The sequence below is a fragment of the Streptomyces sp. NPDC048288 genome (assembly GCF_043201555.1).
Classification (GTDB): domain Bacteria; phylum Actinomycetota; class Actinomycetes; order Streptomycetales; family Streptomycetaceae; genus Streptomyces.
Genome location: NZ_JBICZD010000003.1, coordinates 1 through 20,931 on the forward strand (window position 1 = coordinate 1; position 20,931 = coordinate 20,931).

At 70.1% G+C, this 20,931-nt stretch carries 19 protein-coding genes; 11 read left to right on the plus strand and 8 right to left on the minus strand.

Going from position 1 to position 20,931, the window contains the following annotated elements; translation table 11 throughout:
- Positions 1 to 307 precede the first annotated feature (307 nt).
- Positions 308 to 580 carry a hypothetical protein gene (locus ACGFZS_RS11295; RefSeq protein WP_359220055.1) on the plus strand — a complete coding sequence of 91 codons (273 nt, stop codon included), beginning with the start codon at positions 308 to 310 and terminating at the stop codon, positions 578 to 580.
- Between the two features lie 36 nt (positions 581 to 616).
- On the opposite strand, the gene ACGFZS_RS11300 is transcribed toward ACGFZS_RS11295, so the two are convergent.
- On the minus strand, positions 617 to 1,363 hold the full coding sequence (locus ACGFZS_RS11300) for a ferritin-like fold-containing protein (protein ID WP_359220052.1): 747 nt from the start codon (positions 1,361 to 1,363) through the stop codon (positions 617 to 619).
- 552 nt (positions 1,364 to 1,915) lie between these two features.
- On the opposite strand from ACGFZS_RS11300, the gene ACGFZS_RS11305 reads away from it, so the two are divergent.
- Positions 1,916 to 4,558, plus strand: a complete 2,643-nt coding sequence (locus tag ACGFZS_RS11305; RefSeq protein ID WP_393794885.1) for a DEAD/DEAH box helicase — start codon at positions 1,916 to 1,918, stop codon at positions 4,556 to 4,558.
- A 143-nt stretch (positions 4,559 to 4,701) separates the two neighbouring features.
- On the plus strand, positions 4,702 to 5,604 hold the full coding sequence (locus ACGFZS_RS11310; protein WP_393794886.1) for an alpha/beta fold hydrolase: 903 nt from the start codon (positions 4,702 to 4,704) through the stop codon (positions 5,602 to 5,604).
- 13 nt (positions 5,605 to 5,617) lie between these two features.
- On the opposite strand, the gene ACGFZS_RS11315 is transcribed toward ACGFZS_RS11310, so the two are convergent.
- Positions 5,618 to 6,511 carry an NYN domain-containing protein gene (locus tag ACGFZS_RS11315; RefSeq protein WP_393542601.1) on the minus strand — a complete coding sequence of 298 codons (894 nt, stop codon included), beginning with the start codon at positions 6,509 to 6,511 and terminating at the stop codon, positions 5,618 to 5,620.
- Between the two features lie 170 nt (positions 6,512 to 6,681).
- Between ACGFZS_RS11315 and ACGFZS_RS11320 the strand changes: the two genes are divergently transcribed.
- Positions 6,682 to 6,834, plus strand: a complete 153-nt coding sequence (locus tag ACGFZS_RS11320; protein ID WP_351704745.1) for a hypothetical protein — start codon at positions 6,682 to 6,684, stop codon at positions 6,832 to 6,834.
- A 111-nt stretch (positions 6,835 to 6,945) separates the two neighbouring features.
- On the opposite strand, the gene ACGFZS_RS11325 is transcribed toward ACGFZS_RS11320, so the two are convergent.
- The 3 genes from ACGFZS_RS11325 to ACGFZS_RS11335 all read right to left on the minus strand — a co-directional run bounded on the left by ACGFZS_RS11325 (position 6,946) and on the right by ACGFZS_RS11335 (position 9,230).
- Complete coding sequence (locus ACGFZS_RS11325) at positions 6,946 to 7,551, minus strand: MarC family protein (RefSeq protein WP_393794887.1); 606 nt, start codon at positions 7,549 to 7,551, stop codon at positions 6,946 to 6,948.
- 54 nt (positions 7,552 to 7,605) lie between these two features.
- Positions 7,606 to 8,463, minus strand: coding sequence for a PHP domain-containing protein (locus tag ACGFZS_RS11330; RefSeq protein WP_393794888.1), 858 nt, complete (start codon positions 8,461 to 8,463; stop codon positions 7,606 to 7,608).
- 125 nt (positions 8,464 to 8,588) lie between these two features.
- Complete coding sequence (locus ACGFZS_RS11335; RefSeq protein ID WP_189267666.1) at positions 8,589 to 9,230, minus strand: DUF6758 family protein; 642 nt, start codon at positions 9,228 to 9,230, stop codon at positions 8,589 to 8,591.
- Positions 9,231 to 9,397: 167 nt separating this feature from the next.
- Here ACGFZS_RS11335 and ACGFZS_RS11340 point away from each other — a divergent pair, with 167 nt between their 5' ends.
- Positions 9,398 to 10,624, plus strand: a complete 1,227-nt coding sequence (locus ACGFZS_RS11340) for an MFS transporter (RefSeq protein WP_393794889.1) — start codon at positions 9,398 to 9,400, stop codon at positions 10,622 to 10,624.
- Positions 10,625 to 10,692: 68 nt separating this feature from the next.
- On the opposite strand, the gene ACGFZS_RS11345 is transcribed toward ACGFZS_RS11340, so the two are convergent.
- The gene (locus tag ACGFZS_RS11345; RefSeq protein WP_393794890.1) at positions 10,693 to 11,289 is read right to left on the minus strand and encodes a suppressor of fused domain protein; all 597 of its coding nucleotides are present in this window, start codon (positions 11,287 to 11,289) and stop codon (positions 10,693 to 10,695) included.
- A gap of 484 nt (positions 11,290 to 11,773) precedes the next feature.
- Here ACGFZS_RS11345 and ACGFZS_RS11350 point away from each other — a divergent pair, with 484 nt between their 5' ends.
- Positions 11,774 to 12,904, plus strand: coding sequence for a magnesium and cobalt transport protein CorA (locus ACGFZS_RS11350; protein ID WP_393794891.1), 1,131 nt, complete (start codon positions 11,774 to 11,776; stop codon positions 12,902 to 12,904).
- Positions 12,905 to 12,914: 10 nt separating this feature from the next.
- Entirely contained in the window at positions 12,915 to 13,427 is a 513-nt protein-coding gene (locus tag ACGFZS_RS11355; protein WP_393794892.1) for a hypothetical protein, read from the plus strand.
- Between the two features lie 248 nt (positions 13,428 to 13,675).
- On the opposite strand, the gene ACGFZS_RS11360 is transcribed toward ACGFZS_RS11355, so the two are convergent.
- Positions 13,676 to 14,401 (minus strand): hypothetical protein, encoded by a 726-nt coding sequence (locus ACGFZS_RS11360; RefSeq protein ID WP_393794893.1) that lies wholly within the window; start codon positions 14,399 to 14,401, stop codon positions 13,676 to 13,678.
- 199 nt (positions 14,402 to 14,600) lie between these two features.
- On the opposite strand from ACGFZS_RS11360, the gene ACGFZS_RS11365 reads away from it, so the two are divergent.
- Genes ACGFZS_RS11365 through ACGFZS_RS11375 form a run of 3 tightly spaced genes read left to right on the plus strand, consistent with a single transcriptional unit; the run spans position 14,601 to position 17,683 of the window.
- Positions 14,601 to 15,920, plus strand: a complete 1,320-nt coding sequence (locus ACGFZS_RS11365; protein WP_393794894.1) for a magnesium transporter MgtE N-terminal domain-containing protein — start codon at positions 14,601 to 14,603, stop codon at positions 15,918 to 15,920.
- Positions 15,910 to 16,506, plus strand: coding sequence for a DUF1003 domain-containing protein (locus ACGFZS_RS11370; protein ID WP_365686723.1), 597 nt, complete (start codon positions 15,910 to 15,912; stop codon positions 16,504 to 16,506). Before ACGFZS_RS11365 ends, ACGFZS_RS11370 begins: the two co-directional genes overlap by 11 nt.
- 43 nt (positions 16,507 to 16,549) lie before the next feature.
- Complete coding sequence (locus ACGFZS_RS11375) at positions 16,550 to 17,683, plus strand: Mrp/NBP35 family ATP-binding protein (RefSeq protein WP_393662649.1); 1,134 nt, start codon at positions 16,550 to 16,552, stop codon at positions 17,681 to 17,683.
- Between the two features lie 61 nt (positions 17,684 to 17,744).
- Here the strand turns inward: ACGFZS_RS11375 and ACGFZS_RS11380 are convergent, their stop codons facing one another.
- Entirely contained in the window at positions 17,745 to 18,128 is a 384-nt protein-coding gene (locus tag ACGFZS_RS11380; RefSeq protein ID WP_393794895.1) for a hypothetical protein, read from the minus strand.
- A gap of 172 nt (positions 18,129 to 18,300) precedes the next feature.
- Between ACGFZS_RS11380 and ACGFZS_RS11385 the strand changes: the two genes are divergently transcribed.
- Positions 18,301 to 20,874, plus strand: a complete 2,574-nt coding sequence (locus ACGFZS_RS11385) for a DUF6185 family protein (protein ID WP_393794896.1) — start codon at positions 18,301 to 18,303, stop codon at positions 20,872 to 20,874.
- Positions 20,875 to 20,931 lie beyond the last annotated feature (57 nt).

A 20,931-nucleotide genomic window follows, 5' to 3' on the forward strand; every position in this document is an offset into this window, starting at 1 on the left:
TGTGGGCCGGCCCCCCGGCGGCGGGGCCCCCTAACGTGCTGGGGGGGCCGCGCCGGGCCCGGGGGGGGGGGGCCCGGGGGGCCCCCCCCCCGGGGGGGGGGGGGGGGGGGCGCCCGGGGCCCCCCCCGGCCCCTCTGCCATGTCCGCGCGCTCGCCTGCCCGTAATCCCCCTGTCGGCGCACCGCTGTGTCGCCCCTCCACATTCGGCGCACAAGTCGCCCACAGAGGAGGATTGCATTCCGCAGGTCACGGGTATGACCGGCTACGACCGTGAAGCACGGGCCGGCCGTGGGAGGGACCCCTCGTGATGCTCCTGGAAGTCCTTGGATCCGCACTGCTCGGCGTGGTCCTGTCATGGGCCGCGAGCAGCCGTCTGGCCCACCGACTCCCGGCCCGCCCCCTGGTGTTCTGCACGGGCGTCGCGGGAGCCCTGTTCGGCGACTTCGTCACCCACAGCGCGCTCGGCCCCGGCACGGTCCTCGTGAGCCTGCTGGGCGCGGCGATCGTCTCGGCCGCCTCGCTCTCCCTGCTCCTGCGCCCGGCCGGCCGGCACCTGCGCCGACGATCGATCCCGGCGTAGCCGTCGTACGCCGGGACCTGACGCGCCCTCAGGCCGTCACGCGGCCAGCCCCAGCGCGGCCATCCGCTTGGTGTGCGCCTCGGTGATGCGCGAGAACATCCGCCCCACCTCGGCGAGATCGAACCCGTCGGCCACCCCGCCCACCAACATGGTCGACAGCGCGTCCCGGTCGGCGACGACGCGCTGCGACTGCGACAGCGCCTCCCCCATCAACCGCCGCGCCCACAGCGCGAGGCGGCCGCCAACCCGCGGGTCGGCGTCGATGGCGGCCCGTACCTTCTCCACCGCGAACCCGGCGTGCCCCGTGTCGTCGAGGACGGCCAGCACCAGCTCTCGCGTGTCGGAGTCGAGCCGCGCCGCGACCTCCCGGTAGAAGTCACTGGCGATCGAGTCGCCGACGTATGCCTTGACCAGGCCCTCCAGCCAGTCCGACGGCGCCGTCTGCCGGTGGAAGCCGTCGAGGGCCGCGACGAACGGCTCCATCGCCTGCGTCGCGTCCGAACCGATCTCCGTCAGCCGGTCGCGCAGCCGCTCGAAGTGGTGGAACTCCGCGGACGCCATCTTGGCCAGCTCGGCCTTGTCCACCAGCGTGGGCGCCAGCTTGGCGTCCTCGGCGAGCCGCTCGAACGCCGCGAGCTCGCCGTACGCGAGCGCGCCGAGCAGGTCCACGACCGCGGCCCGGTACTGCGGATCGGCGGCGGCCTGGGCCCAGTCCTGGGCGGCGACACCGGTCGGTTCGGCGGAGGCGTTCTCAGGCTTGTCAGAGCTCGTCATGAAGCGCACAATAGCTCGCCCGCCGCCTCAGGGAAGTCCCGGGGAAGCCCCGAGGAAACCCGGGCAGGCCCCGGAGAAGTCCCAGGGAAGGCCCTGGTCATCCACTGTGACTACCACGACGTGACCAAATCGGCCATCACATGTGCACGATTCCGGGGTATGGTGGTAATGCGCCTGCTGGTACGCCGACGTATTCGGACGTACCTCGACAGGCCGCACGTATGAGGATGCCCGGTCGGTGGCCCGATCGGCTCCGACCCGACAGCCCTCCCGGCTCGTACGGCACTGTGCGTACGACGACCGGAGGGACACACCCTCAGCGGTACGAGCGCTAGAGCGTCGGCAGAGGTCCCGTGCACTACGGCGTGCCCCCCACGGCCCGCCCGTAAGGCAGCCGACGTCCCCGGCACGGTCCGTCAAAGACCCCCGCGCTCGCCTCGCGCCGCGCCACACAGAAGAGGCAAAACCCTGACTACGACGTTTCGTGAACTCGGAATCCTTCCCGAGACCGCCGAGGCCCTGGAAGCCGTCGGCATCATCAACCCCTTCCCCATCCAGGAGATGACGCTCCCGGTCGCCCTGTCCGGCACCGACGTCATCGGCCAGGCCAAGACCGGCACGGGCAAGACCCTCGGCTTCGGTCTGCCGCTCCTTGAGCGCGTGACCGTCCCCGCCGACGTCGAGGCCGGCCGCGCCGCCCCCGAGGCCCTCACCAACGCCCCGCAGGCGCTCGTCGTCGTCCCCACGCGCGAGCTCTGCACCCAGGTCACCAACGACCTCCTGACGGCCGGCAAGGTCCGCAACGTACGCGTTCTCGCCATCTACGGCGGCCGCGCCTACGAGCCGCAGGTCGAGGCCCTGAAGAAGGGCGTCGACGTGGTCGTCGGCACCCCGGGCCGCCTCCTGGACCTCGCGGGCCAGCGCAAGCTCGACCTCAAGCACATCAAGTCGCTCGTCCTCGACGAGGCCGACGAGATGCTCGACCTGGGCTTCCTGCCCGACGTCGAGAAGATCATCGCCATGCTTCCGGCCAAGCGCCAGACCATGCTGTTCTCGGCCACCATGCCGGGCGCGGTCATCGGCCTCGCGCGCCGGTACATGAGCCAGCCCACCCACATCCGCGCCACCGCGCCGGACGACGAGGGCGCGACCGTCGCGAACATCGCGCAGTTCGTCTACCGCGCGCACTCCATGGACAAGCCGGAGATGATCGCGCGCATACTGCAGGCCGACGGCCGCGGGCTCGCGATGATCTTCTGCCGCACCAAGCGCACCGCCGCCGACATCGCCGAGCAGCTTGAGCGCCGCGGCTTCGCCTCCGGCGCCGTCCACGGCGACCTCGGCCAGGGCGCCCGCGAGCAGGCGCTGCGCGCGTTCCGCAACGGCAAGGTGGACGTCCTCGTCTGCACCGACGTCGCCGCGCGCGGTATCGACGTCGAGGGCGTCACCCACGTCATCAACTACCAGTCCCCCGAGGACGAGAAGACGTACCTGCACCGGGTCGGCCGGACCGGCCGCGCGGGCGCCTCGGGTACGGCGATCACGTTCGTCGACTGGGACGACATCCCGCGCTGGCAGCTCATCAACAAGGCGCTGGACCTCAAGTTCCCCGACCCGGTGGAGACGTACTCCACCTCCCCGCACTTCTTCGAGGACCTCAAGATCCCCGCGGGCACCAAGGGTGTCCTGCCGCGCGCGGAGCGCACCCGCGCCGGCCTCGACGCGGAGGAGCTGGAGGACCTGGGCGAGACCGGTGGCCGTGGTGGCCGCGGTCGCGGTGGCCGGGGCGGCCGTAACGAGGCCCCGCGCTCCGAGGAGCGCGAGCGCCCGGCCCGCACCCCGCGCCGCCGTCGCCGTACGCGTGGCGGTTCGACACTGGAATCGGCCGACGGTACGACGTCCACGGCGCCGGCCGCCGAGTCCGCCTCCCCCGCCGCCGATGCCGTCGCCGCGTCGGAGCCCGCGGCCGGCCGGACCCCGCGCCGCCGTCGCCGTACGCGCGCCGGGGCGTCGCAGGAGCCGGTGGCGGCCGCCGCCCCGGTGGCGGTGACGCCGGAGGCCGTCGTCGAGACGGTCGAGGCCGTGGTGGAGCCCGCCGAGCCGGAGAAGCCGCGCCGCCGCCGCACCCGCAGGTCCGCGGAGAGCGCGCCGGTGGCGGAGGCGACGCCGGTGACCGAGGCACCGGTCGCCGAGGAGGCACCGGCGGCCCCTGCCCGTCGTCGTACCCGCAAGGTGGCCGAGGTCGCGGAGGCCGCCCCGGTGGCAGCCGTCGAGGCGGTCGAGACCGTCGTCGCGGAACTCGCGGAACTCGCGGAGCCGAAGCCGCGCCGCACCCGCAAGACGGTGACCGCCGCCGAGACCGCCGTGGACACGGCCGAGGCCGTCGAGGCCAAGCCGCGCCGCCGCACCCGGAAGACCGCCGAGGCCGCCGAGACCGTGGCCGAGGTCGCGGAGGCCGCGCAGGAAGCCGTCGAGGCCCCGGTGGCGCCGGTCCGCCGTCGCACCCGCAAGGCCGCCGCGCCGGCCGAGCCGGTGGCGACCGCGCCGGAGCCGGAGGCCACCGAGGAGCCCAAACCGCGTCGCACGCGCAAGACGGCGGCCGCCGCCGAAGCCGCGGTGGACACGGTCGAGGCCGTCGAGGCCAAGCCCCGTCGCACCCGGAAGACGGCAGCCGCCGCCCCGGAGACCGCCGAGGCCGAAGCCGCGCCCAAGCCGCGCCGCACCCGCAAGACCGCAGAGGCAGCCGAGGCAGCCGTCGACACCGCCGAAGGCGCCGAGGCCAAGCCCCGCCGGACCCGCAAGACGGCAGCCGCGGCCGAGACCGCGGTGGACACGGTCGAGGCCGTCGAGGCCAAGCCCCGTCGCACCCGGAAGACGGCAGCCGCCGCCCCGGAGACCGCCGAGGCCGAAGCCGCGCCCAAGCCGCGCCGCACCCGCAAGACCGCCGAGGCCGCCGAGGCAGCCGTCGACACCGCCGAAGGCGCCGAGGCCAAGCCCCGCCGCACCCGCAAGACGGCAGCCGCCGCCCCCGCGGAGATTCCGGCGCAGGCCAGCGCGGAGCCGGAGGCCAAGCCGAGGCGTCGTACGACGCGCAAGGCCGCCGAGGCCACCGAGTCCGTCGCGACGGCGGCCGACGCCGACGCGGAGGCGAAGCCGAAGGTCCGCCGGACCCGGAAGGCCGCCGCCGCGGCTCCCGAGGCCTGATCGCGTCACGCGCCACGACGGCCCGGCCCACCTCGTGTGGGCCGGGCCGTCGGCGTTCGCGCCCCCAGGGCCACGGGGCCCCGGGCCACGGGGTTCACCCACCGTCCTCCGGGCCGTCGCCGGCCTCCGGATAACCTCTCCCCATGAGCAGGCCTCGTACTTTTGTCCCGCCCGCCGGTGCCCGCGCCTACGCGCTCGCCACCGCGCGAGGCGAGTTCGCCGTCTTCGACGCGCCCGTCGCCGCCGGGGCCGAGCCCAAGGGGATCGCGCTGCTGCTGCCCGGATTCACCGGCAGCAAGGAGGACTTCAGTCCGCTGCTCGGGGCACTGGGCGCGCGCGGGTACCGGACCGTCGCCGTGGACGGGCGCGGGCAGTTCGAGTCGGACGGTCCGGAGACCGACGAATCGGCGTACGCCCAGGAGGAGTTGGCGCGGGATGTGCTCGCGCAGGCGGCGGCGGTCGGCGACGGCCGGCCGGTGCATCTGCTGGGCCACTCCCTCGGCGGCCAGATCGCGCGCGCGGCCGTGCTGCTCGACCACACGCCGTTCGGCTCGCTGACCCTGATGGCCTCGGGCCCGGCGCAGATCTCGACCTCCCAGCAGCAGCGGGTGAAGCTGTTGCGGGACGCGCTCGCCGTGATGTCGATGGCCGAGGTGTGGGACGCCATGCAGGCCATGGAGGCGCCGGAGGCTCCCGAGGAGCTGGACGAGGACCTGGCGCGGGACCTGGAGGACGCCGAGGATCTGCGGCGCCGCTGGCTGGGCAACAAGCCGGCCCAGCTCATCGCCACCGGCCGCCAGTTGTGCGCCGAGCCGGACCGCGTCGCCGAACTCGCCGCCGTACCGCTGCCGTTCCACGTCCTGTCGGGCGCGCGGGACGACACCTGGCCGGTGCCCCTGCTGGACGAGATGGCGCTACGGCTGGGGGCGCGCAGGACGGTCGTCGAGGGGGCGGAGCACTCCCCCAACACCGAGCGGCCGGCTCCCACCGCCGAGGCGCTCGCCGCCTTCTGGGACGACACGGACACGGACACGGCCAAGGACTAGGGGCACTAGGGGGCTAGTACTGCGTCTGGAGGTGCTCCCAGAAGCCGTCCCGCAGGGCGCGGCGCAGGTCGGCCTGGCCGCGCAGGGAGTACTGGAGCATGCCCTCGGCCTCGACGAGGAGGTCCTGGTCGACGGAGCCGGGCAGGTAGGGATGGCCGGGCAGCAGCTCCATGAGGGCCTCACGGCCGCGCGCGGAGAGCCACTTCGCGGCGATCTGCGCGCCGACGAAGCGGACGTTCTCGCGGGTGGGTCTGGTCGCCCCCGCCTCGTAGGCGGGGGCGGTGCGTCTGGAGACGTACGGCTTGAAGAACTCCAGGTCCAGGGTGCGCTGGCTGTCGACCTCCCAGAGCAGCGGCTCGGCCTGGTTTCGGCCCTCGGGGGCCTCGATGCCCCACAGGTGGACGCGGGCGCCGTAGCCCTGGGCGGCCTCGACCGCGGAGACCAGGTCCTCGTCGCCGCCGAGCAGGGCCGCGTCGCTGATGGCGCGGTGCCGGGCGAGTGACTCCAGGTCGGTGCGGATCAGGGAGTCGACGCCCTTCTGCTGGTTGTTGGCGTTGAGGTTGCCGAGGCGGACCTTGACGTCGGGCAGCTCGGCGATGGCCTGCTGCTCGGCGGTGTGGATGCGGCGGCGGGCGCCGTCGTACCAGTAGACGCGCAGCAGCCGGCTGTCCGCGAAGATCTGGCGGGCCTTGTCGATGAGTGCCTCGATGAGTCCCTCGGCGTCGAGGTCGAAGGCGCGGCGGTCCTCCGTCCCGGCGACGAGCCGGCCCGTGGCCGCGTAGAGGTAGCCCGCGTCCACGAAGATGGCGTGCGTCGAGGGCGTCTTGGCCACTTCGGCGAGCATGCGGGTGAGCAGCTCGTTCGTGCGGTCGATACGGGCCTGGAGGGTGGCGAGGTCGTCGTTCATCGCCTCCATTGTCCCGGCGGTCACGCTGCGAACACAACCGGTCCCGGTCAGTCTCCTCAACGACTCTTACCGGTCGGTAATTAGGCGTTCGAAAAATTTCTTTAGCGTAGGGAATGTTTGTAACACGCAAGTCGTTGACTCAGACGGAACACAGACGAAGGGAGAGGCAGATGCGCTTCGAGATCAGGCGACTGGACGAAGTCGACGGCACCACCGTGGACTGCACCGTCGTGGACGCCGCCTCCGTCAACAGGATCGTGCAGCAGGCCGCCGCCATCGGGCAGCGCCTGTGGATCCGACCGGCCGAGAACCAGGCTTCGTAACGAGCGACGCCCCACCCACACACCGACGCGCGGAACACCGCACAGTCTTCGGAACCCCCGTACGGCATCGACGCCGTGCGGGGGTTCCGCGTTCCGCCGCGGCCGCCGGGCTCACGCCCCCTTGATCACCTGGGTGACGCCGTTGATGATCTGCTGGACGGCGATCGCGGAGAGCATCATGCCGGCCAGCCGGGTCACCAGGACCACGCCGCCGTCCTTGATGAGCCGGATGATCAGCAGCGAGTAGCGCATCACCAGCCACAGCACGACATGGATGGCGAGGATCGCGGTCCACACGGACACCTGTGTGGCGAAGCTGTCGGCCTTCTGCACGGCGAGGATCACCGACACGATCGCGCCGGGACCGGCCAGCAGCGGCATGCCCAGCGGCACCAGGGCCACATTGACGTCCTTGGTCTGCTTCGGCTCGTCGTTCTTGCCGGTGAGCAGGTCCAGGGCGATCAGCAGGAGCAGCAGTCCGCCCGCGATCATCAGCGCGGGCACCGAGACATGCAGGTAGTCGAGGATCTGGTGCCCCAGCAGCCCGAAGACGGTGATCACACCGCCCGCCACGCACACGGCCTGGAAGGCCATCCGCCGCTGCACCTTGCCGGGCCGGCCGGAGGTGAGGGCGAGGAAGATCGGGGTGATCCCGGGGGGATCCATGATGACAAAAAGGGTCAGGAAGAGAGAGCCGAAGACGGCGACGTCGAACATGGGTGTGCTGCAAGCCTTGCGGGAGAAAGGGACGTGGGGTGCGAGGGCCGAGCCTCAGGCTCCGCCGGTCCCCGGCACCGGGAACGCCCCGGTCGCGCGGCGCGTGATCTCGCCGTACACCTCGGGGTGGGTGGTGTACTCGCCCAGCGTCACCGTCTTGCGGCTGCCGTGGTAGTCGGACGACCCCGTGACCAGCAGCCCCAGCTCCGCGGCGAGCCCCCGCAGCCGTACGCGGGTGTCCTCGTCGTGGTCCATGTGGTCGACCTCGATGCCGTCGAGACCGGCCGCGGCCAGCTCGGCGATCGCGGACTCCGGCACGGTGCGGCCGCGCTTGGCGGCCGCCGGGTGCGCGAACACGCACACCCCGCCGGCCCCCTTGACCAGCCGGATCGCCTCGAAGGGGTCGGTCTCGTGCTTCTCCACGAAGGCCCGGCCGCCGTCGGCCAGCCACTCCTCGGTGAAGGCGTCGCTCACGGTCGGCACGACACCGAGCTCGACGAGCGCCGAGGCGACGTGCGGCCGCCCCACGGAACCGTCGCCGGCGATCCGCTTCACCTGCTCCCAGGTGACCGGCACGCCCAGCGCGTTCAGCTTGGCGATCATGCCCTGCGCGCGCGGCACCCGGTCGTCCCGGACCAGCTCGCGCTCGGCGAGCAGATCGGGCTCCTCGGGGTCGAAGAGGTAGGCCAGCATGTGCATGGAGACGCCGTCGATACGACAGGACAGCTCGGCCCCGGTCACCAGGGTGAGCCCGGCGGGCAGCGCGGCGATGGCCTCGGCGTACCCGCGGGTGGTGTCGTGATCGGTCAGCGCGACCACGTCAAGACCGGCAGCGGCGGCGTTGCGCACCAGCTCGGCCGGGGTGTCCGTACCGTCGGAGGCGGTGGAGTGGCAGTGCAGATCGATGCGCACGACGCGGACTCCAGCGGGACGGCACGGGTAGGGACACGTCAAGGATAGCCGTCGGCAGAGGGTGCCCTGTCACACCCGGGAGCGGGGAGCACCCCGTACAGCCGACGCACAGGAGAACGCGCCCCTCACGGCTCCAGCAAGCGCGGCGACAACGCCCCGCAGGGCACCAGGTCCACCTCCGCGCCCGCGTCCCGCAGATCCGTCAGCACCAGTTCGTCGTACATCAGCAGCCCGGTCTGCTCGGGCCAGACCACCGCCCACAGCCACAGCCCACGGGCCTCGCCGGCGAAGACGGCCCGGTCGTCCGGCGCCCCGGAGACATGCCACAGCGGTGTGGGCCGCCCGGCGGCCAGCACCTTCGCCTGCGGCGGCTTCTCCACGCTCATGTACGGTCCCGGATCCGGTCCGTCGATCCCGGCGTACCGCGCCCCGAGTCCGACCCCCAGTTCCTCGGCGACCAGGATCATCTCCCCTATCCCGCCGAGCGGCGCGGGTCCGGAGCAGGCGACGGCGGTGGCACGGCCGCCGCTGCGGTCGTCACCGGCGCACGCCACCCCCGTGAACAGCCAGCCGACCGGCAGCGGCCAGGGCATCCACACCGGGACCTGCGTGCGGTGCACCACCACACCGAGGGCCTCGACGCTGGGCGGGATCACGGGCTGCACCGGATGCACGGTCCCGTGCACATCGCACTGCCAGGTATCGGCGAAGAGTCCGGGAGCCCTGACCCGGCCACCACACTTCGGGCAACTGGGTTCGCCCCTCATAGGGCCCCACGGTCCTACCCCGGATCCCCCACGTCAAGGACGATCACCCGTCCGGACGGACCCGCTCACCGGGCGCAACTAGATGCATCTTGCATTAATTAGCCGCCCTAACTTACTATGTGTATACGCCAACCAAATCGGCACGCAGCGAGAAGCGGAGGAAGCGCATGGACGACCCATTCGACGCCGGAGCGGGCAGCATCCTGCGACAGCCGAAGGCCGTGTGGGCGACGGCCGGTGCGTCCGTCGTCGCCTTCATGGGCATCGGACTCGTCGACCCGATCCTGCCCTCCATAGCCAAGGGCCTGGACGCCACGACCAGCCAGGTCTCCCTGCTCTTCACCTCGTACTTCCTGATCACCGCCGTGGCGATGCTGCTCACCGGCTTCGTCTCCAGCCGGATCGGCGGCCGCCGGACCCTGCTGCTCGGCCTCGCCCTCGTGGTCGTCTTCGCCGGACTCGCCGGCACCTCCGACACGGTCGGCCAGCTGGTCGGCTTCCGGGCCGGCTGGGGCCTGGGCAACGCCCTGTTCGTGTCGACGGCCCTCGCGGTCATCGTCGGCGCGGCGGCCGGCGGCAGCGCCTCCGCGATCCTGCTCTACGAGTCCGCGCTCGGCCTCGGCATGGCCTGCGGCCCCCTGCTCGGCGCGGTGCTCGGCAACCTCAGCTGGCGCTACCCCTTCTTCGGCACCGCCACCCTGATGGCGGTCGGCTTCCTGTGCATCACCGCGTTCCTGAAGGAACAGCCGAAGCCCGCCCGCAAGACGTCGATCCTGGACCCGCTCCGGGCGCTGGGCCACGGCGGCCTCGCCTCCGCCGCCGTCTCCGCGTTCTTCTACAACTACACGTTCTTCACCGTGCTGGCCTTCACCCCGTTCGTGCTGAACATGACCCCGTACCGGTCGGGCGCGGTCTTCTTCGCCTGGGGCGTCCTGCTGGCGGTCTTCTCCGTGCTCGTGGCCCCGCGCATGCAGCGGCGCTTCGGCTCGCTCAAGGTGCTGGGCGGCTCGCTCGTGCTGCTCGCCGCCGACGTCCTCGTCCTCGGCTACGGCGGCCACAGCGCCGCGATCGTCTGCACGATCCTGTCCGGCGCGTTCATCGGCGTGAACAACACCGTCTACACCGAGCTGGCCCTCGGCGTGTCGGACGCGCCGCGCCCGGTGGCGAGCGCGGGCTACAACTTCGTCCGCTGGTTCGCCGCCGCGGCCGCTCCCTACTTCGCGCCGAAGATCGAGGAGTGGAGCGACATCCACATCCCGTTCGTGGTGGCGGCGGCCACCGCCGTCCTGGGCGCGGTCGTGGTGTTCGTACGACGGAACGCCCTCGCGCACGATGCCGAGGAACTGGAACCCCGGCACGCCACGGAGGACGGTGTCACGGTCTTCGCCAACTGACGTCGGCCGGCGCTTTGCCAACTGACGTCTTCGGGGCGGCGCTTGGTGAGCTTGCTCACCCCGCCCCGTCAGTCCAGCGGGACGGACTTCCGGTTCGGGTGCCGGAGGTCCGTCCCGCCGGCGAGCCAGCGCTCCTGGAGGGCCTGCGCGCCGTGCACCCGCTTCCAGGCGGCCTCGTTCGGCGTCATCGGCAGCAGCGGCAGGAACCGTACGGGATCGAGCGGCTCGTCCAGCTCCAGATCCTCGACGAGACCACCCGGCTCGCCGACCAGGACCGAGGTGAAGGGCGCCCCCGGCCACAGCGGCTCACCGACGTCGAGCGACGCGCCCGGCGCCACGACCAGGCCCTCGACCTGCGGAGACGCGGCCAGGACGGCGAGCGCGCGGAGCACCTTGTCGGTCTCGGCGAGCCCGGCGCGGACCGAGAGGACCAGCTCGGCACGGGGTCCCTTGACGGGGTCCGCGACCATCGCGGTGGGGTCCGTCATGGGGTGCGCGGACATGCCGAGCGTGGCGTAGCGGACGACGTCCTCGCCCTGGAGATCCTCGTGGAAACGGAGCACCTCGATGGGGTCCGTACCCAGGAAAGTGACCGCCGCGCGTGCGTCCGGTTCGCCCAGAGTGGTGGTCAACCGGGCCTCGACCAGAGGAAGAACATCAGCCATGTCGCGAGCATAGAACTCGTCAGTACCGGGCAAAGCGGCGCCTTGACACTGAGGGCTGCTGCTAGTCTGGCCGCGGTGGTCGGGGCAGCACGCAGAGCGTCGCGGTAAGCCCCCGACGCCGACAGGACTCCCTTACGAGGGACCGGCTGGAGGAGGTGGGGCTGTCATGGATCGAAGTCACCCGTGCAGTACCACTCGCTCTTCCGGCCTCTGATTTCTTCTCTGGCTGGCTGCCGCCTTCTTGTGCGCGTTGTCGTTCGGAAGAGCACTTCGTTTCGCTTGCCTGATCCCTCTGACCGGTCCGCTCCGGGCCTGTCTGGATCCGTTCGTCTGATCCGAATCAGTAGCGATGTCGCCACCGCAACGGTGCGGTGCTCCCCGCTTTGTGGACGTGCCAAACATCCGCAGTCAGGACGTCCCCATTCCGGGTAGTTCCACCCGTTCGCCGGCGAACTCTCGCTGCCTGTCGCGAAGGAGCCTGCCCATGTCGATGATCCGCGACCTGCGCGCCGTGGTCCGCCCGTCCCGTCCCTCGCTCCGCAAGAGCCTGCGGCCGGACACCGGCGCGTACGACACCACCCGCGACCCCGGTACGCCGTCGGCCGTCGTCGACTGCGCCGTGTACCGCGACGGCGCGCGCGTCGAGACGACGAAGCCGCTGACCCCGCACGAGGCGATGCGCCTGGTGCGCCGGGACGGCGGGTTCGTGTGGATCGGCCTGCACGAGCCGACCGAGGCCGAATTCGCCGGTATCGCGAGCGAGTTCGGGCTGCACCCGCTGGCCGTGGAGGACGCCGTCCAGGCCCACCAGCGCCCGAAGCTGGAGCGCTACGACGACTCCCTCTTCACCGTCTTCAAGACCATCCACTACGTCGAGCACGACCAGCTCACCGCCAACAGCGAGGTCGTGGAGACCGGCGAGGTGATGTGCTTCACCGGCCGGGACTTCTTCATCACCGTCCGGCACGGCGGCCAGGGCTCGCTGCGGGCGCTGCGGCACCGGCTCCAGGACGACCCCGAACTGCTCGCCAAGGGCCCCTCGGCCGTGCTGCACGCCATCGCCGACCATGTGGTCGACGGCTATGTCGCGGTCGCCGACGCCGTGCAGGACGACATCGACGAGGTGGAGACCGAGGTCTTCACGCCCGGCCGCAGGGGCGGGGTCTCCCGAGGCGTCGACTCGGCGCGCATCTACCAACTCAAGCGCGAGGTCCTTGAGTTCAAGCGCGCGGTGTCGCCCCTGCTCCGCCCGATGCAGCTGCTCAGCGAACGCCCCATGCGACTGGTCGACCCCGACATCCAGAAGTACTTCCGGGACGTGGCCGACCACCTCGCCCGCGTCCAGGAGCAGGTCGTCGGCTTCGACGAACTCCTCAACTCCATCCTCCAGGCCAACCTCGCGCAGGCGTCCGTCGCGCAGAACGAGGACATGCGCAAGATCACGTCCTGGGCCGCGATCATCGCCGTACCGACGATGGTGTGCGGGGTGTACGGCATGAACTTCAAGTACATGCCCGAGACGCACTGGCGGTACGGCTACCCGGTGATCATGGGCATCACCATGGTCATCTGCCTCGGCATCCACCGCACCCTGAAGCGCAACGGCTGGCTCTAGGGTGGGCGCCATGACAAGCGAGCTGCTCGACCAGGCCCTCGTCGAGGAGGCCACGAAGAAGTCCGGCCTCATCTGGGTCCGGGGCGCCGGGGCGCCGGCCGCGCGTGCCGTGTGGCACGCGTGGGCCGACGGCGGCGTGTGCCTGGTCGGCGACGGCGCCGAGCAGCCGCTGGCCGGGCTGGCCGACGGGGGCACGGCGGAGGTCACCGTCCGCAGCAAGGACAAGGGCGGCCGGCTGGTCACCTGGACGGCGACGGTCACGGAACTGTCCGCCGGCACCCCGGAGTGGGACGCCGCGGTCGCGGAACTCAAGGGCAAACGCCTCAACGCACCCGACGGCGAGGCGATGACGCAGCGGTGGGCCCGGGAGTCCCGGGTGCTCCGCCTGACCCCGACGGGAGCGCTCCTGCCCGTACCGCCGGGCGACCTCGCCGAAGCCCCCGTCCCGTCCCCCGCGACCACCCGCCGCCCGATCCCGGCGAGCCTCCCGCGCCTGCTCGCCAAACGGAGAAAGAGCAAATAGCCGAGGGTCGCGCCCAGTTCGGCACCGCCGATCGTCACCGTCATGACTGATCACCGTCGCGGCGGGCTCAGGGCGACCGGCACACCACCGCGCACCGCAGGCCCCCACACACAAACCTGCCGGTCCCGGAATCCGGTCGGCCCATCCGCCCGTCGGCCCCATCGGTCCGCCGCAGTGGCGCTGAGCCCCCGCGGTGGTGACCGGCGGTGCCGAAACCACCGTCGGCCCCCGGAACCGCTCCGTCGCCCCTACGACGTCGGCAGCTGCTTCCCGTAGTCCACCGTGTCGCCTTTTTCCGGCTCGGCCACGCTGAAGTCCTTGCCCCAGTCGGAGAAGGTGAGGGTGCCGGCGCCGCCGCCGCGTTCCAGGCGGAGCGGGTACGGCTTGCCGTGCAGGGAGACGTCGAGGGTGCCGCCCGATCCCTTGTCGCCGGTGATGCGGATGGTGGGGGTGCCGGACTGCTCGTGGTGGCCGTCGGTCGCGAGGGAACCGTGCAGGGTCAGCAGGCCCGAGAGGAGAACGTCCTTGTCCGTGAAGCCGCTGAACTTCTTGTACGCGGGGTCGCTCCGCGGCACCTTGACGTACTTGCCGTCGAGTTTGCCCGCGGCGGCCGTGTCACTGCCGTCGGCGTGGTTCCAGAACCCGGCGTCGGCCTGCAGATACAGCGTCTTGCCGACCCGCACCAGCTGGAAGGTCGCCCCCTTCGAGGTGACCGACCCGGTCCCCCCGTCCGCGTTCAGGCGCATGTCCAGCTCGTACGTACGCCCGCTCGTGACCACCGTCCCCGCCATCCGCACCGTCGCCACGGACGTCGCCGCCGCGCGGGTCTTCGACTGGATGACGTCCGCGGACAGCTTGCCCACCCCGTTCGTCCCCGCGTCCGGATCCTCGCTGCATCCCGTGAGGACGGCCAGTGCGCACACCGCCGTCACCAGCACGGCGCGAGGGGTTCGGCCCGGAGCAATCGCGGTCACGGACAGGGCCACCTTTCTGTCGGGTCCGGCTCGGCGTACCGCAGCGTACCGGTGTGTCGCCCACCCGGCGGAGCCGGTCCGTCCGGACCGCCCACCAGGGCGTATCCGATCGGTACGGGCTAGCCTGAAGCCCACCGAGCGGGCAGAAAGGGCAGGAAATCCAGCAAGTGGAACTTCAGTAGGCAAAGGAAGCGAACCCATGGCAGCCGGCGCTCCCCGGATCTTCGTCTCGCACCTCGCCGGCATCGCCGTCTTCGATCCCAACGGCGACCAGGTGGGCCGCGTCAGGGACCTTGTCGTGATGCTGCGCGTGGGCCGCAAGGCGCCGCGGCTGCTCGGCCTGGTCGTCGAACTGTCCACCCGGCGCCGCATCTTCCTGCCCATGACCCGGGTGACGAGCATCGAGTCGGGCCAGGTCATCACCACCGGCGTGCTCAACGTCCGCCGCTTCGAGCAGCGCCCCACCGAGCGCCTGGTCTTCGGTGAACTCCTCGACCGCCGGGTCCGGCTGACCGACACCGGCGAGGAGGTCACCGTCCTCGACCTGGGCGTGCAGCAGCGGCCGGCCCGCCGGGAGTGGGAGGTCGACCGGGTCTTCGTCCGCAAGGGACGGAAGGGAACGTTCCGGCGGACCAGGGGAGAGTCGCTCACCGTCGAGTGGTCGCAGGTCACCGGGTTCTCCCTGGAGGAGCACGGGCAGGGCGCCGAGAGCCTGCTCGCCACCTTCGAGCAGCTGCGCCCCGCCGACCTCGCCAACGTGCTGCACCACCTCTCCGCGAAGCGCCGCGCGGAGGTGGCCGCCGCGCTGGACGACGACCGGCTGGCCGACGTCCTCGAAGAGCTGCCCGAGGACGACCAGATCGAGATCCTCGGCAAGCTGAAGGAGGAGCGGGCGGCGGACATCCTGGAGGCCATGGACCCGGACGACGCGGCCGACCTGCTCTCCGAGCTCCCCGAGCCGGACAAGGAACGGCTGCTGAGCCTGATGCAGCCGGCGGACGCGGCCGAGATGCGGCGCCTGATGTCGTACGAGGAACACACGGCCGGCGGTCTGATGACCACCGAGCCGATCGTGCTGCGGCCGGACGCCACCGTCGCCGACGCCCTCGCCCGGGTCCGCAACCCCGACCTCTCCCCGGCCCTCGCCGCCCAGGTCTACGTCTGCCGTCCGCCCGACGAGACCCCGACCGGCAAGTACCTGGGCACCGTCCACTTCCAGCGGCTGCTGCGGGACCCCCCGTACACCCTGGTCAGTTCGCTGGTCGCCGACGACGACCTGCAGCCGCTCGACCCCGAGGCCACGCTCCCGGTCATCGCCGGGTTCTTCGCCACGTACGACATGGTCGCGGCGCCCGTGGTGGACGAGACGGGGTCGCTGCTGGGCGCGGTGACGGTGGACGACGTCCTCGACCACATGCTGCCGGACGACTGGCGGGAGACCGAGTTCCACCTCGACGAGGAGGAGCAGGCGACGCGGGAGCCGGCGGCGGAGAAGGGGGCGGGGAGCCATGGCGCCTGAACGCGAGAGCGGCCGCGAGCGCACGCCGTCCGGTGCCACCGCCGCCACCCGGCCGCGCGGGGTGCGGCTGGACCAGCCGCGCCCGCCGCGGCGCAGGCTGCTGCCCGAGTGGGACCCGGAGGCCTTCGGGCGGCTGTCCGAGCGCATCGCGCGGTTCCTGGGCACCGGGCGGTTCATCGTCTGGATGACGATCGTGGTCGTCGTCTGGGTGGTGTGGAACATCGCGGCGCCCGGCAGGCTGCGCTTCGACGAGTACCCGTTCATCTTCCTGACCCTGGCGCTGTCCCTGCAGGCGTCCTACGCGGCCCCGCTGATCCTGCTCGCGCAGAACCGGCAGGACGACCGGGACCGGGTCAACCTCGAACAGGACCGCAAGCAGAACGAACGGTCCATCGCCGACACCGAGTACCTGACCCGGGAGATCGCCGCCCTTCGGATGGGTCTGGGCGAGGTGGCGACCCGGGACTGGATCCGTTCCGAGCTGCAGGACCTGTTGAAAGAGATGGACGAACACCGGAACGGGCATCACGAACATGCCGTATTCCCGGCAGAACGGTCGGCGGGGCGTGACGTAGAAGACCGCTGAGGGGCGTTATAGGGGGCCTGTGCCTCGCCGTACCATCGTCTGTATGGCTAGCGAAGACGCGGTGCGCGAGGCACTGGCGACGGTGAACGACCCGGAGATCAACCGACCCATCACCGAACTGGGGATGGTCAAATCGGTGGAGATCGGGGAGGACGGCGCGGTCGCGGTCACCGTGTACCTGACGGTCTCCGGCTGCCCGATGCGGGACACGATCACCCAGCGGGTGACCGAGGCGGTCTCGCGGGTGGACGGCGTCACCCGCGTCGACGTCACCCTGGACGTGATGAGCGACGAGCAGCGCAAGGAGCTGGCCTCCGCGCTGCGCGGCGGGCAGACCGAGCGCGAGGTCCCCTTCGCCAAGCCGGGCAACCTCACCCGGGTCTACGCGGTCGCCTCCGGCAAGGGCGGTGTCGGCAAGTCCTCCGTCACGGTCAACCTCGCCGCGGCGATGGCCGCCGACGGCCTCAAGGTCGGTGTCGTCGACGCCGACATCTACGGCCACAGCGTCCCGCGGATGCTCGGCGCGGACGGCCGCCCCACCCAGGTCGAGAACATGATCATGCCGCCGTCGGCGAACGGCGTGAAGGTCATCTCCATCGGCATGTTCACCCCGGGCAACGCCCCGGTGGTCTGGCGCGGCCCGATGCTGCACCGTGCCCTCCAGCAGTTCCTGGCGGACGTCTACTGGGGCGACCTCGACGTCCTGCTCCTGGACCTGCCGCCGGGCACCGGTGACATCGCCATCTCGGTCGCCCAGCTGGTCCCGAACGCGGAGATCCTGGTCGTCACGACCCCGCAGCAGGCGGCGGCCGAGGTCGCCGAGCGGGCCGGCTCCATCGCGGTCCAGACCCACCAGAAGATCGTCGGCGTGGTCGAGAACATGTCCGGCCTGCCCTGCCCGCACTGCGGCGAGATGGTCGACGTCTTCGGCACCGGCGGCGGGCAGACGGTCGCCGACGGCCTCACCCGCACCACCGGCGCGACGGTCCCGGTCCTCGGCAGCATCCCGATCGACGTGCGCCTGCGCGAAGGCGGCGACGAGGGCAAGCCGGTCGTCCTCACCGACCCCGACAGCCCGGCCGGCACGGCCCTGCGCGCCATCGCCGGAAAACTGGGCGGCCGCCAGCGCGGCCTCTCGGGCCTCTCCCTGGGAATCACACCGAAGAACAAGTTCTGAGCCTCGGGTTCTGAGCCACTAGGACTGAAGGGGGCGCCGTCTCTCGCGGACGGTGCCCTCTTCAGTCGTTCCCCGGGCACAGGTCCTGCGTGAGGCACAGCATGAGCGCCTGGAAGGTGCCTCCTTCGGGCTCCCCGCCCCGCACGCCTTCGGCATGCGGCAGGAAACGCCACTGCGAGGCCTTGATGTGCTGTGTACCGGCCGCCTTCTCCACATGCGCCTGCAGTGTGCGGGCCCTGGAGTCGTTCGTCTCCACCAGCACCTCGTCCGCGGCGATCGGGAAGTGATCGTGCAGAAGGCAGAGCCCGAACCGGTTCAGGTTGCCGTGCTTGGCCAGCACCACGGCCAGATCCCGGACGAACTCCGCGTCCTGGGGACCCAGCGGCTCGGCTTCCTCGAAGGCGGGAAGCGACGCCCTAGGAGCGGAAACGTTTATGTCCGTCATAATTCCTCCGTCAACCACTTGACGGTCATCGGATTCCATTATCAGCCACCGACTGCTTTCCCTCAATTCCGCAGACTGGGACGAAGGAGTGGGCGCAACGCCTACCCTGTGTGTCTGCGCATGTCGCATCGGACACCTTCACTAAATTCTTCGGTGAGGAGGTGTCGACACAATGACGAGTGTCCGGTGGTTGCGACTGTTGCCGTTGGTGATCCTGGCGCTTACGTGGTGGGCGTGTGCTCCCGCGGAGGCTCGAGAGAATAATAATGACGACTGCCAGGAGGGACAACTCGACACCAGCAAGGTGAACGCAAAAATCAGCTTCCGCCAACACCACAAGAATTTCATCCAGGTCTCCTCCGAAATGAAAATCGAGATTCCTGCACCGAAGTGGGAGATGGCGAACCAGCTGACATTCAGCGAGGAATCGGCCGGCTACCAGAAGGCTATGCACTGTCTCCTACGCGGACCGGACAACAATCTTCGCTTCACTGAATGGCGTCAAAAAAATCCAGTCGCCGTCGCCGACGGGGACAAAGTTGCGGTGACGTACAATTCCATCGCCTGGATCAGGGACCGTCGTAGTTACATGCTCGGCCCCTGGAAGATCGCGAGATCCAGGGAAAAGGGAGATAAATGGATCGTCTTTCTCCAGCCTTCGACGCTGAAAAATGCTCACTGGAAAGTAGAGGCCGAACTAGACGACCTCGAGTTTGAGCATTACGGGCAGACAGCGTCTGCCGACAATACCAAGGTGACGTGGGCCGATCAGCGGCCCGCGCAACTCTGCTCCAAGCACGAACATCGCTGCCTCGCACTCGATCTGCCCTGGAAACGCTCAATCGTCCTGAGTTGGGACCAGTCGCTCTGGAAACCGGCAGGCATTGCCACGTGGTGGATGTTCGCCTCGGGCGTGCTCGCGCTGACCGCACTTCGCGCCCGCCGGATGTACACGTCTCCCGCGTTCAGGAGAACGGAAACCCGGTGGCGACTCAGCGACTTCGGAGCAGGACGGGCCCTCGCCGGACCAGTTCTGCAATGGGCTCTGCTCAGTGGGGCAGTGGCCCTGACGTTGCTTCAGCTCAACCGGCAGAAAACCGTCGGACTCCCATGGCACATCATCTGCATCGCTGCCGGCCTAACCTTGATCCTCGTCGCCCGCCCCTGGCATGCCCGCGCTGATGAGCCCGGCTGCTTCGCGGGCCACCGGCGGCGCCAGGCACGCGCCGTCATCGGTTTCGCTTCCGCGATGGCGGCGATCGGCATGCTGGTGATCCTCGGCCACAGACTTTTCGGCCTGCCTTGGAGCCTGGCAATGCCCGTGGCGCCACTGTCCGGCAGGGTCGGGTACGTACTCATCGGCGTGGCGACCGTGTGGCTGTGGCTGGCCGCGATGACCGCGTGGGCGTGGCGCTTCGCACGCGAGGGAGGACTGGTCCCCATTGGCTGGACCCGCGTATGGAACGAAGCGCCTGTTCTCTGTGTCGCAGCCGTCTCCACTCTGCTGCTGGTGATCGTCGGCGGCTTCTTCTGGTGCCTCCTATGGGCAGCTGGAAACCAATGGGAACGGGTCACATGGCTCATCGAGCTAAACAGCTCCGCAAAGCATGACGAGTACGTAAACAAGTATCTGTTGAATTTCTCCTTCTATGACCTCACATGGATCTTCACCTACAGTTGGCTCCTCACGGGTGTCGCACTCCTCGCCCTGTTGCACTCGCACTTCGTGACGCAACGCGCTCTGGCCAGTCGAAAAATGGAGAACATCCCCCTGGGGCCTGAAAAATCTGACCTCCTGATCATTGCCGTACTATTTTCCTTGACCGTGGGAATGAGAGGCGCCAAATTTGCATCCAATAATGCACAGTATGGTGTCTGGCTCGTGTTGAATATCATCTCGCTCTTCGCGATCATTGCCGCCGGACGACGTTGGTCGGTGCTGAGCCGAATGGGATATCTCTTCCGCATGCACAAGCCAGGCGTCGACAGGATGGGCGAACTGATGGAAAAGGCTCATCAGTATCGCAATCTCAACCATCAACTCCAGCTACTGGATCAGGGACGCCTGAGCGGTGTCACTTGCGACCAACTGGAGGGAGAATTGCGCGAGCTGCGACAGTGGCTGGTATCGCGCTGTCTGGCGAAAAACCCACCCAACCAGATTTCCATTCTGGACGTCGCTCTGGCTTGGGGGCCGGAAGTCCACTGGTGGTTCAACGCCCGACGGGCGGCCCTCCTGGCTTTCTGCTTCGGGATTCCGGCGAGCTTCGGCCTTCTCTACCTGGAGTCGACCGATCTGTATGACGGGCTGCAACTCACGCTCGAACCCACCGCGATTCCGAATCTCATCGCGGGGTTCATTGCCTATCAGTTGGCATGGGGTGGTGTCGGCTTCACCCTGGGCGCCCTGTGGCGCCAGCTGCCCGGCCGCCGCAGCGCCACCCGGGCGTGGAGCGTCACGCTCGCCTACGCCATGCCCGCACTGTTGCTCGGCCTGTTGACCCGGTACGCCGACTCGAACGTCAGTGTGCTGCTCCTGTATTCCGTCCTCACGCTCTTCATCCTGACACTCACCGGCCTCTGGATGGACACGACGACGCTGAAGGAAGAACGGCAGTACTGGCCCAGCCGTTTCGCCCTGCTGCTGTCGATCCACCGGCTACGCGGCCTTTCCGGGCAGATTGCCTGGCTTCTCGCCCAGATCGCGGCGGTCGCGGCAATCCTGAAGACGTTGATCAAGCCCTGATCGATTGCGCCACAGCTCCGGCCACCGCCCCGCGTTCTCAGCACGCGGGGCGGTAGC